General features: G+C 45.2%; 7 protein-coding genes. All 7 read left to right on the top strand.

What is annotated here, in order from left to right; translation table 11 throughout:
* Positions 1 to 136 precede the first annotated feature (136 nt).
* On the top strand, positions 137 to 1,363 hold the full coding sequence (locus ACO1R6_RS11455) for a purple acid phosphatase family protein (protein ID WP_486264864.1): 1,227 nt from the start codon (positions 137 to 139) through the stop codon (positions 1,361 to 1,363).
* Between the two features lie 276 nt (positions 1,364 to 1,639).
* Positions 1,640 to 2,221 carry a fibronectin type III domain-containing protein gene (locus tag ACO1R6_RS11450; protein WP_486264863.1) on the top strand — a complete coding sequence of 194 codons (582 nt, stop codon included), beginning with the start codon at positions 1,640 to 1,642 and terminating at the stop codon, positions 2,219 to 2,221.
* Between the two features lie 178 nt (positions 2,222 to 2,399).
* Entirely contained in the window at positions 2,400 to 5,579 is a 3,180-nt protein-coding gene (locus tag ACO1R6_RS11445; protein ID WP_486264862.1) for a SusC/RagA family TonB-linked outer membrane protein, read from the top strand.
* 12 nt (positions 5,580 to 5,591) lie between these two features.
* Positions 5,592 to 7,265, top strand: a complete 1,674-nt coding sequence (locus ACO1R6_RS11440; protein WP_486264860.1) for a RagB/SusD family nutrient uptake outer membrane protein — start codon at positions 5,592 to 5,594, stop codon at positions 7,263 to 7,265.
* A 294-nt stretch (positions 7,266 to 7,559) separates the two neighbouring features.
* Positions 7,560 to 9,626: an FAD-dependent oxidoreductase gene (locus ACO1R6_RS11435; protein WP_486264858.1), complete on the top strand. Its 2,067-nt coding sequence runs from the start codon at positions 7,560 to 7,562 to the stop codon at positions 9,624 to 9,626.
* Positions 9,627 to 9,949: 323 nt separating this feature from the next.
* Positions 9,950 to 11,965 carry an FAD-dependent oxidoreductase gene (locus ACO1R6_RS11430; protein ID WP_486264856.1) on the top strand — a complete coding sequence of 672 codons (2,016 nt, stop codon included), beginning with the start codon at positions 9,950 to 9,952 and terminating at the stop codon, positions 11,963 to 11,965.
* Between the two features lie 92 nt (positions 11,966 to 12,057).
* Positions 12,058 to 13,107, top strand: a 1,050-nt coding sequence (locus ACO1R6_RS11425) for an FAD-dependent oxidoreductase (RefSeq protein ID WP_486264855.1), incomplete at its 3' end; no start/stop codon positions are given.

Below are 13,107 nucleotides of genomic sequence, written 5' to 3'. Positions count from 1 at the left end.
GAATATTTGGTAATTGCCAACAGGCCGGTATTTTCAACTTTTAACCAGCTAAAGGTAAAAGTTAAAAATACCGGCTTGCCGGTAACTGAAAATCCGGACTAAACCTTAAATTTAGTACTTCTAAAGTGTTATTATAATGCCTCAAAAAGACGAAAATTCAAAAGAAATTAACCGGCGCACGTTTGTTTCGGCGTTGGGGGTAATGGGGGTGGCAGGCTTAACGCCCTTTAAGGCACTGGCTTCGGCTCCAGAAAAAACCAGCAATAAACCTGATTTACCTATCTTAAAAGCCGAGCCTTACCTGCAATCGCCTTTACCCACCGAAGTAACCGTGCGCTGGATTACCCATGTACCCTGTTACTGTTGGGTCGATTACGGCGCCACGCCCGAAACTTTAGATAAAAAAGCCTTTGCGGTCGATTACGGGCTTATTCAGGCTTATAATACGGTGCACGGCATTACCTTAACCGATTTATCGCCCGGAAATAAATATTATTACCGTATTAGTTGCCGGGTAATAGAAAAATTTGATCCTTACAAAGTTATTTACGGCGAAACGTACGTGAGCGAACCGTACCCTTTCCAAACGCCCGATCCCAAAGGCAAAAATGTATCTTTCCTGGTTTTTAATGACATTCACGACCGGCCCAAATCTTTTGCGCATTTAATGCAATACAGCGGTACCGGTAAAAGCGATTTTGTGTTTTTAAACGGCGATATGTTTGATTTCCAGACCGACGAAGACCAACTGGTAAATCATTTATTAAGTCCTTTATCGCAATTATTTTCTAAAACTACGCCGTTTATTTTTTCGAGAGGCAACCACGAAACGCGGGGGAAATTTGCCCGGCATTTAAATAATTATTTTAATAACAAAGAACCCAGGTTTTATTTCTCTTTTCAGCAAGGGCCCGTGTATGCCATTGTGCTGGACTCCGGCGAAGACAAACCCGATGGAGATAAAGAATATTATGGCCTGGTAGATTTTGATAAATACCGGTTAGAACAAGCCGAATGGCTAAAGAAAGAAGTACAGAAAAAAGAATTTAAAAAAGCAAAATATAAAGTCGTATTCAGCCATATTCCTTTTTACTACTCGGGCAACTGGCACGGCACCACGCATTGCCGGGAAGTATTTGGGCCTATCCTGAATAAAGCCAAAGTAGATTTACTTATTTCGGGACATACCCACCGATATGGCATCCACCCCAAAGTAGATGCCCAGCATAGTTATCCCATTGTAATTGGCGGCGGACCCAAAGAAGGAGCCCGCACTATTATCCGGGTAAAAGCCGACGAAACGTCTTTTGCACTCGAAATGGTAAATGATGCCGGGCAAGTAGTAGGTAATATTACTATTTAAGTTTGAAATATTACCTTAAAATATGTATTCTTATATAGACAACATCTTACCTTATCGGAAATCAATTTAAACACCACCAACCCTAACCCCGCCTAAATTTAGGCGGGGAACTAAGTTCCCTTTTCGGTAATAGTTAATTCCGATAGGATGGGTCGTCATTTATGGTTATACTATATTGAGCATCGGGTAAGTAGTAGCTAAACGTATGCCGCTAAAAAGTATGCTAAAAATTACCTGTTAACTTATTTGCTGCCACATATAATTAATATTTAGGGTATGGCTTTTAACCGCCGAAGATTTATTAAAAAAGTATCTGAAATTGGTGCTTTAAGTACATGGTCGCTGCCGGTTTTAGGAACAAACCAAATCTTAGACCAGGATAAAGACGCGACGAATGCCTTTTTAGCCGGACCGTATTTGCAGAATTTAGGTCCGGACCAGGTAACCATTATGTGGATTACAAATAAAAATTGCTTGAGTTGGGTAGAGTACGGCTCGGGTAATTATTTAAATTTAATGGTATACGGCTTGCAAAATGGCTTAATCCAGGCCCATAACCGGATAAACAAAATAACCCTTAAAAATTTAAAACCCGGTACCCCTTACAAATACCGGATTGTGTCGGAAGCGATTCTGGATTATCAGGCTTCTAAAGTAGAATTTGATAAGCCTTTGCAAAGTGCCATGTACACGTTTAAAACCCCGGCTACCGACGAAGAAGGCTTTAAATTTGTTATCTTAAACGATATTCACGATCGGCCGCAAACTATACCGCAGTTACTGTATAAGTACGGTTACGAGGGTAATACCCGCGATTTTGATGCAGCTTATAGGATGTTTGGGTCAAGCTTTTGCTAAATTTTTAATAATTGGGCTTGGGTACCAATTCTTAGATTATTGCAAATAAAGAATACTTTTATACATTTAAGGAGAAATTATCCTGATCAAAGCCAAGCATAAACAGGAAGGTGGGCTGGCCGACCCCAACAAACTTTAAACCCAAACACACAAAAAATCCACTACAAAAAATAAACACATGTCAAAACCACTACGCAAGCTCCTGCAAGTGGGGCTGGTAATTGGGTGTGCTAGTACTTTTATACCCGTAAAGGCACAGGTATTAACCGCAGCATCCAACTATTTGCCCCAAAAACAATCTCCATTTGCTGTCCAAACAGTTGTTACAAAGAAATCTTTTGCTAATCTGGCCTTTACTCGTCAAATATCGGGTACGTTCCCGGATAACGCTACAAACTTGCCGCAGCGCGGTTTAGAGATTAATGCATTACTGCCGGATAAAATAATAAAAGGAAAGGTAGTTTCTAAAACCGGCGAAGGTTTACCAGGCGTAACCGTGTTGTTAAAGGGTACCACTGTGGGCGCTACAACTGGCGCCGACGGCGATTATTCCTTATCGGTACCAGATGGTGGCGGTACTTTAATCTTCTCTTTTATTGGGTTTATGACGAAGGAGGTAGCCGTTCCGGCCGCGGGCGGTACTTTAAATGTAACCCTGGAAGAAGATGCCAAAGCCCTGGAAGAAGTAGTGGTAGTAGGTTTCGGTACCCAGAAAAAAGTTAACCTTACCGGGGCGGTATCGTCCATTTCTTCCGAAGCCTTAACTTCCCGGCCCATTGGGCAAACCTCGGCAGCTTTGCAGGGCATTGCTCCGGGGGTAACCGTAACCCAAAGTTCTGGTCGGCCCGGTGCCGATGCCGGAACCATCCGGATCCGGGGTATTGGTACTTTGGGGAACTCTAACCCACTGGTTTTAATAGATGGAATTGAAGGATCCATCAACAACATCGACCCCAACTTAATTGAAACGATTTCGGTGTTAAAAGATGCAGCGTCGGCTTCTATTTACGGTTCTCGGGCGGCTAACGGCGTTATTCTGGTAACTACCAAGCGCGCTAAAAGTAACCAACTAAGCATTGGCTATAACGGCTACGCTGGTTACCAAACGCCAACCAACCTGCCCAACATGACCGACGCCATCGACCACATGTTGCTGACCAACGAAGCCTATGTAAACGTGGGCCGGTCGCCGTTGTATTCCAATGAACTAATTCAGAAATATCGCACCGAAGGGGCCACTAACCCCGATTTATATCCTAATACCGACTGGCAGAAAGCAGTGCTTACAGGTTCCGGCTTTATGCAAAGCCATTTTGTGAACCTGAACGGCGGCGGCGAAAAAATCCGTTTTTTAACCTCGTTGGGCTATTTTGATCAGAAAGGGATTATTGAAAATACTAGTTTTAAACGGCTTACCTTGCGCAACAACGCCGATGTAGATTTCTCGGATAAGTTTAAAATGAAATTCGATTTGCAACTGGTAAGTGCCGTTACCAAAGAGCCGGGGCGGGGAGCATCAGAGGTTTTTCATTGGATGAACCGGATTCCGGCAAACCAGTTAGGGGTAAACTCGAATGGCACCTGGGGCGAAGGCTGGAATGGCGACAACCCCATTGCTTTTAGCCGGAACGGTGGCCAACGGAAAAACAACAGCCCGTATGCCTTACTCAATTTATCGTTTAATTACCGACCGGTAGATTGGTTATTGGCCGAAATAACCGCCGCACCCAAATATGCGGAGTCGGTAGATAAAAATTTTAACCGGTCCGTGCAAACGTATAAGCCCGACGGTACTTTAAGTTATATGGCACCTGCCAAATCTACCCTGGCCGAACAAAGTGACCGTGACCTTTACAATAACTTCCGGGGTACGCTTACTTTCGATAAAGTCTTTGGCGACCATGCTGTAAAAATATTGGCCGGTGCCTCGCGCGAAGATTTCCGCAACGATAGAGTGTATGCTTTCCGAGATGGGTTTATTTTGCCGGATTACCCGGTATTAAATACAGGCTCAGCCGATAATCAGCAATCTTCGGGTAGTGCCGCCGAATGGGCTTTGCAGTCTTTCTTTGGCCGCTTTAATTACGATTACAAACAAAGATATTTACTTGAAGTAAACGGCCGCTACGATGGCTCTTCGCGTTTTGCTAAGGGCAATAAATATGGTTTCTTCCCGTCGGTATCGGCGGGTTGGCGGATTTCCGAAGAACCCTTTATGGAACCAACCAAAAACGTGATAAACGAATTAAAATTCAGGGCTTCGTGGGGCCGCCTGGGTAACCAGAATATTGGTAATTATCCGTTTACTTCTTTTATCAATATCGGTTCATACACTTTTGGTAAGCAAATTGTAAACGTAGCCGCCCTCAATACTTTGGCTAATACCAAAATTTCCTGGGAAACCACCGAAATGACTGATTTAGGCCTTGACTTAACCTTGCTGAATAACCTTACTTTTACCGCCGATTATTATTTTCGGAAAACCCGCGATATTTTATACACTTTAGATGTGCCCTTGATAATTGGCTTGGGTGCCCCCCAGCAAAATGTGGGTGTAGTACATAACAAAGGCTGGGAATTAGGTATGCGTTATGGGGGCTCGGTAAACCAGTTTCGTTACGATGTGAGCGTTAACCTGTCGGATGTGAAAAACGAAGTAATTGACTTACGCGGCGTTAACCGTAGTGGCCTTACCGTTAACCGCGAAGGTTATCCCATTGGGTCTATTTATGGTTTTGAAGCCGAAGGCCTTTTCCAGACTGAGCAGGAAGTGGCTGAGCACGCCAAGCAATTTGGCAGCGTTAAGCCCGGCGATATTAAGTACAAAGACCAAAACAACGACGGCCTGATTAATGACAACGATAACGTAATTATTGGCAGTACCATACCACGGTATACTTTTGGAACTACGCTTAATGCGTCTTACAAAGGCTTTAGCCTGAATGTGTTTTTTCAGGGTGTAGGCAAAGCCGATGGCTACTTGTACCAGCAAGGTATTATGCCTTTTTATTTAGGCGGTACCGTACAGGAACAGCATAAAGACCACTGGACACCCGAAACGCCCAATGCCACTTTTCCGCGCCTGGCTTTTAGTGAATCTAACAACGAAAAAAATTCCAGTTTCTGGTTAAAAGAGGCTTCTTACCTGCGCCTGAAAAACCTGCAGTTTGGCTATAACATTCCGGCTGGGGTAAGCACAAAAATTGGCATGAAAACCCTACGCCTGTATGTGAATGGCCAAAACCTGTTTACAGTAGATAAATTCTGGAAAGGCTACGATGTAGAAACGCCGGTAGGTATTGGTAATGCTTATCCCCAGGTTAAGGTTTATAGTTTTGGAATTGACGCTAATTTTTAAATAAACACCACTATGTTACATAAAATAAAATACTGGACACTTTTTGCTTGCCTGGTGTTAATTACACCGGCTTGCGACGATTACCTGGAAAAGTACCCGTTAGAAGGTCCGTCAGATGCTTCTTTTTACGCTAACCAGGACGAATTAATGATGGGGCTTAACGGCTGTTATAAATCGCTTAATTATAAGCCTAGTGATAACATGCCAATGGCTATTTTATTAGATGCTACATCGGATATTGGCTGGGACCGGAACAACAGTGCCTGGCAAGAAATAGGCAAAGGCAGCCACGATAGCAACAATGGTTATGCCCGTTCCATCTGGGCCGACTCGTATGCCGGTATTGGCCGTTGTATTTTCCTGCTCGATAATATTGATAAACTAAAAGATAAAATTAGCCCGGCTACTTATGCTCAGGTTAAGGCCGAGGCCCGGTTTATCAGGGCTTTAAATTATCATTATTTAATTGAGCTTTTTGGCGGAGTGCCCCTGGTTACTAAAAGCCTTAAACTCGAAGAAGCCCAGTTGCCCAGATCGCCCAAAGAAGAAATTGTTTCTTTTATTTTTACGGAACTGGACGAAGCCGCTGCCGATTTGCCGGTAAGTTACGATGCGAGAAATCAGGGTAGAGCAACCAAAGGAGCGGCCCTGGCCATAAAAGCCCGGACGGCATTATACAACGAAAAATGGGACATTGCGGCCAGCGCGGCCAAAGCGGTTATGGATTTAAAATACCACAAACTGCACAATAACTACGCCCAGTTGTTTATGTATGCCGGCCAAAACTCAACCGAAATCATTTTTTCGTTGCAGTATCTGAAAGGCATTATAACCCATTCTGCTACAAATAATTTACTTTCGCGCATGGCGCAGGGTACTTCTAACAAAGTGCCGCCCCAAAGCTACATCGATTCTTTTGAAAGCATAGATGGCCTATCGATAGATAAATCGCCGCTTTATGATCCCAAAAAGCCTTTTGAAAACCGCGATCCCCGTTTAGGGTATACCGTGGCGTTACCAGGCTCAAACTTTTTTAATTACAAATTTGAGACCCACAAAGATAGTTTGCGCACCTGGAACTACAATACCACGCCCGCTACCCGCGTAGCGAATACCGAAGCTACCCACGCTTTTGCTACCTACACGGGTTATTGCTGGCGCAAATACACCGACATGACCGATAAAGATGACCGGAGTAACTCGGAACTAAATATTATTTTAGCCCGCTATGCCGAAGTTCTTTTAACTTATGCCGAAGCCAAAATAGAAGCCAATCAGATAGATGCATCGGTGTACGAGGCCATAAACGAAGTAAGACAACGGCCTACGGTAAACATGCCACCCATTCAGCCAGGTAAAAGCCAAGCCGAATTGCGGTCTATTGTACGCAAAGAAAGAAAATATGAATTGGGCATGGAAGGGTTCCGGTTATTTGATATCCGGCGGTGGAAAATTGCCGAGCAGGTCATGAACGGTCCTTTCTTAGGCCGGATTCCGAACGGATTATTATCTAACGCTCCGGTAATTGATGCTAACGGTACGCCTAATTACAGTGGTGTAACCAACCGGGCGCAAATGCGCCTGGTAGAAACCCGGTCATTCGATCCCAAAAGAGATTATTTATGGCCAATCCCGAACATCGAAATATTAACCAATACCAAACTGGTACAAAACAACGGTTATTAAATGTGGGCTACTGAATAAAGCAACTTGGGCCGGCAATATTTCCCGCCCGGTGTAGCAAAACATTCTGGCAATAGTGTAAAGGTGCGTGCGCAAAAATATAATTGGCTTAATCGGGTATGTACAGCCTTTTACCTGGAGGCACATGTTTTTGTAGCAAGCCAGACATTTACAATTTTGTTCCCGGATTCTTTCTGCTAGTTTTGCCTTGCCCTACAGTAATTAGCCCGCCTGGTTCCAGAACCAGGCGGGCAATTGGGAGAACATATCTCATCTTTATCAACCTAATTATTTTCTATGATACCTGGTAAACGACTCTTTTTGCTTATTTTCTCTTTCACCTTTATTTTTTCTGAAAAAGCTGTGCAGGCGCAGCAAAAAAATATTACCGAAGTAGATGTTTGTATTTATGGCGGCACTTCGGCGGGCATAATTGCGGCTTACACGGCCAAAAAAATGGGCAAAAGTGTATTGCTGGTAGAGCCCGGTAAGTTTGTGGGCGGCATGACCACCGGTGGCCTGGGCGCCACTGATATTGGTAATAAATATGCCGTAACCGGTTTGGCTAAAAATTTTTACCGACGCATTGGCAACTACTACGGCAAATTTGAGCAGTGGACGTTTGAGCCGCACGTAGCCGATAAAGTTTACGCCGATTTTATCCGGGAAGGTAAATTAGATATTATTAAAAGCCGTCGGGTAACCAGCGTAAAAAAAGAAGGCGAATGGATCCGGGAAATGGTTTTGGAAAATGCCGAATCGCCGGTACGTACCAACGACCTGGTAGTAAAAGCCAAAATGTTTATGGATTGTACTTACGAAGGCGATTTAATGGCCCGGGCCGGGGTATCGTATACCGTAGGCCGCGAAGCCAATAGCCAGTACGGCGAAACCTATAATGGCGTGCAAGTTTCCGATTTTCACCAGTTCTCAGACGGCGTAGACCCATATAAAGTGCCGGGCAACCCCGCCAGCGGATTAGTATGGGGCATTAGCAGTGCGGCACTAACACCCCACGGCTCCGGCGATAAAAAAGTACAGGCTTATAATTTCCGGTTGTGCTTAACCCAGGACAAAAATAACCTGATTCCGTTTACCCGCCCGGCTAATTACAACCCCGACCATTATGAATTACTGGCCCGGAATATTGCGAAAGAATCCTGGAAAACCATTCACAGCGATTTTACTACCAGCAAAACTCCGGACGGCCAGTTAAAGGTGCAACACACCGGCGGCTTCTTAATCAAAAATATGCCCAACGGCAAAACCGACTTTAACAATTTTGGTGGTTTCTCTACCGACATGATTGGCATGAACTGGGATTACCCCGAAGCTGATTATGCTACCCGCCAGAAAATCTGGCAGGCCCACGAAGATTATACCAAAGGCTTGCTTTATTTTATGGGCCACGACCCGCGGGTACCAACGCACATCCGGCAGGAAATGCAAACCTGGGGTTACCCGAAAGATGAATTTAAAGAAACCGGTGGTTTCCCGAACCAACTGTACGTGCGGGAAGCCCGCCGCATGGTTGGCGAAGTAGTCATGACCCAGAAACACTGCGAAGGTACTGAGGTGGTGCCAGATAAAGTAGGAATGGCGGCTTACGGCATGGATTCGCATAATATCCAGCGGGTGGTGGTAAACGGCATGGTAAAAAACGAAGGCGACGTGCAGAAAGCAGTGAGTAATGCATACCCGATTGCCTACCGCTCTATTACCCCCAAACGTACCGAATGCGCCAATTTATTAGTACCGGTTTGCTTATCGGCGTCGCATATTGCTTACGGTTCTATCCGGATGGAGCCGGTATTTATGGTACTGGGGCAGTCGGCGGCTACCGCGGCGGTAATGGCCATAGATGCCAAAGTGCCGGTGCAGCAAATAGATGTAGCAAAATTACAGCAGCGGCTCACCCAAGATCCTTTGGTAAATGGTAGCCAACCCGAGCTATTGGTAGATAACGACGACAACAACCAGGTGCAGGTTACGGGTTCGTGGGTTACGGCCCGCGGTGGTTACGGCCGTAACCGTTTCCAGGCCGATGCGCCAGCAGGCGAAACCAAAGCAGTTAAATATTCCCCGGCGATTACCAAGAGCGGCAAATATCAACTATATACCTATTTGCCCAAAGTAGAAAACCGGACCAGCCAAACGGCTATTACCATTTTCGATGGCAAAAAAGAAAATAATATTCTTTTAAAAACGGCCGATGTAAAAGAGATTGGCTTATCATCGGGTGAGTGGGCTTCTTTAGGCACCTACCAGTTTACCAAAGGCCAAAAAGCCTATGTAGAAATTTCGAATAAAAATGCCGATGGGGCGGTAATAGCCGATGCCATTGTATTGGTGCCGGTTAAATAAAAGCTGGCAGGTAAAACCAATATTTTCATTATGCTTCCGGTGGCGCTTGGCTTAATATTATTCTTATCATTATTGGGGCTAAGCGCCACCTTAAATATTTAAAGCATTTATTTATATCAAACTGCTTAAAGTTTATTGTGTAGGTGTAATATTAATATTGATAGAATGCCTCACAAACTGGTCCTTTTGTCAAGAATCTAATCGGATACTGACCAGTTAGATTCCTGCAGAATGACCATAATAGCTGGACTAAATTTTTTGTTAATTGTCTTTTCTCTGCAACAGGCCAAATATTATTTGATTTAATTATTACAAAAAGCTATATGAAAAAAATATCTTTACTATGTATGTCGCTGGCCTTGCTGTTTTGGTTTAGCAGCCAGGTACCGGTGCGGGCACAAAATAAAAATATTACCGAAGTAGATATTTGTATTTACGGCGGTACCTCGGCGGGTGTAATTGCCGCTTATACCGCTAAGAAAATGGGTAAAACTGTTTTGCTTATTGAGCCGGGCCGCAATTTGGGCGGTATGAGTTCGGGTGGCTTGGGCCAAACCGATATTGGCAACAAATACGCCATCACGGGTATTTCGCGCGACTTCTATCGGCGTATTGGTCAGCATTACGGCAAATTTGAGCAATGGGTGTTTGAACCCAAAGTAGCGGAGTCCCTTTTTCAGGAATATATTAAACGAGGTAACGTAAATGTACTTTACGAAAATCGGATAATCTCGGCGCAAAAAAATGGTAATGTTATCAAAGAAATTACCCTCGAAAACTCCTATCAACCCAAAGCAGCAACAAATAAAACGGTACGGGCTAAAATGTTTATGGATTGTACTTACGAGGGTGATTTGATGGCGCGGGCCGGCGTTTCGTATACCGTAGGCCGTGAGGCCAACAGCCAGTACAACGAAACTTTTAACGGGGTACAACTCATGAATGGGCACCAGTTTCCGGATGGCATAGACCCGTACGTAGTACCCGGCGACCCCAAGAGTGGGGTACTATGGGGCATTAACACAACCGAACTCCAGCCCAACGGTACCGGCGACAAAAAAGTGCAAGCTTACAACTTCCGGATTGCCTTAACCGATGTGCCCGCCAACCAGGTACCTATTACCCAGCCGGCCAATTACGACCCGAAAAAATATGAATTGCTGATTAGGTTAATGGAAAAGAAGCCCTGGACCAATTTAAACAGTGGTTTTATCTGGAGCCTGATGCCCAATGGCAAAACCGATATTAACAACCGCAATGGCTTTTCTACCGACATGATTGGCATGAACTGGGATTACCCGGAAGCAGATTACGCCACCCGTGCCAAAATCTGGAACGATCACGTTGATTACACCAAAGGCTTACTATATTTTGTAGGCAACGATCCGCGGGTACCCGCGCATATCCGCGACGAAATGAAAAAGTGGGGTTACCCCAAAGACGAATATACCAAGAATGGCCATTGGACACACCAATTATACGTGCGGGAAGCCCGGCGCATGGTCGGCGAACTGGTCATGACGCAGCACCATTGCCAGGGTCGGGAGGTAGTACAGGATGGCGTAGGCATGGCCGCTTACACCATGGATTCGCATAACTGCGACCGCCAGGTAATTAATGGTATGGTTAAAAACGAAGGGAACGTAGAAGAAGGTGGTTTTGGCCCTTACCCAATATCATACCGCGCCATTATTCCCAAGCAAAAAGAAGCAACAAATTTATTTGTACCGGTTTGTTTATCGGCAACCCACATTGCCTACGGTTCTATCCGGATGGAGCCAGTATTTATGGTGCTGGGGCAGTCGGCAGCTGTAGCCGCCAGCATGGCCATCGATGCCAAACAGCCTATACAGCAGGTAGATATTAAAAAGCTGCAAGCTATATTAATTGCCAATCCGCTGGCTGATGGCAGCACGCCCGAAATATTAGTTGACAACGAAAACACCCAGGCTACCAAAGTAACCGGCTCGTGGAGTACAAATAAAAAAGGTGGTTACGGCCCTACTTTCTTTACCAACAGCACGGGTGCCACCGAGGCGCAAGCAGTACAATTTACTCCGGCTATCAGCAAAGCAGGCCGTTACGCGGTGTATGCTTATTTTCCAAAACTGGCCGATGCCAGTACCCATACCCATATTGAAATATTTGACGGCAAGCAGCCTAAGACGGTTTCCATTAATAAAGCCGATATTCAGGTGGTAGGTCAGACTTCCGGCGAGTGGGCACCTTTGGGCACCTATAATTTTCCGAAGGGTAACAAAGCTTATGTGAAGGTATCTAATAAAGATGCCGATGGGGTAATTGTGGCTGATGCAGTTTTATTTGTACCGGCACCCTGATTTCTCTGAAATATTTCTTTTTCCGCTCAGGTTAACCTGAGCGGATTTTAGCTTATACAACTTAACTGCTATATCTATAAAAAATATTAACCATGAGAAAAACCAGCTTTTATGCGCTTATTCTGCTACTCTGTTGTGGCTTGTTTGCCTGTTCGGGTGGGGCAGGTCAGCAATCAGGCCATTCGTCTAAGTCCTTTAAAGCCGATGTGATTGTGTACGGTGGTACTTCGGCGGCCGTAACGGCCGCCGTACAAGCGGTTCGCATGGGTAAATCGGTCATTGTGGTATCGCCCGATAAACACCTGGGCGGTTTGTCGGCGGGTGGTTTGGGCTTTACCGATACCGGCAAAAAAGAAGTAATTGGCGGTTTGGCCCGCGATTTTTATCACCGCATTTATATGCATTACCAGAAAGAAGATTCGTGGCAGTGGCAGAAAAAAGATGAATACGGCAACAAAGGCCAGGGCACACCCGCCATCGACGGTAATGAGCGCACCATGTGGATATTTGAACCGCACGCCGCCGAAGCTGTTTTCGAAGATTTTGTAAAAGAGAATAAATTAAATGTGCTGCGCGATGAGTGGCTAAACCGGGAAACCGGGGTGAAGAAAGAAAACGGTAAAATTGTATCAATCCAAACCCTGAGCGGCAAATCTTTTACCGGTAAAATGTTTATTGATGCCACGTACGAGGGCGATTTAATGGCGGCAGCCGGCGTAAGTTACCACGTGGGCCGGGAAGCCAACAGCCTGTACGGCGAAGAATATAATGGCGTACAAACCGGCGTGCTGCACCACGACCATTATTTTAAAACCAACATCGACCCGTATAAAACACCCGGCGATAAAAGCAGCGGCTTATTGCCGTTAATTTCGGCCGAAGACCCGGGCGTAAAAGGCGCCGGCGATAAAAAAGTACAAGCGTATAATTTCCGGATGTGCCTCTCGAACTACCCCGATAACCGCGTTCCCTTTGCCAAACCAGAAGGCTACGACCCGGCACGTTACGAATTATTAGGTCGGGTTTTTGCTTCCGGTTGGCGCGAATTATTCCGCAAATTCGACCCGATTCCGAACCGGAAAACCGATACAAATAACCATGGCCCTGTAAGCACCGACTATATTGGTATGAATTACGATTAC

This window comes from Adhaeribacter sp. (genome assembly GCF_057359045.1).
Note: the sequence above shows the minus strand (reverse complement) of the source record. Positions and strands in the feature narration are given on the sequence as shown.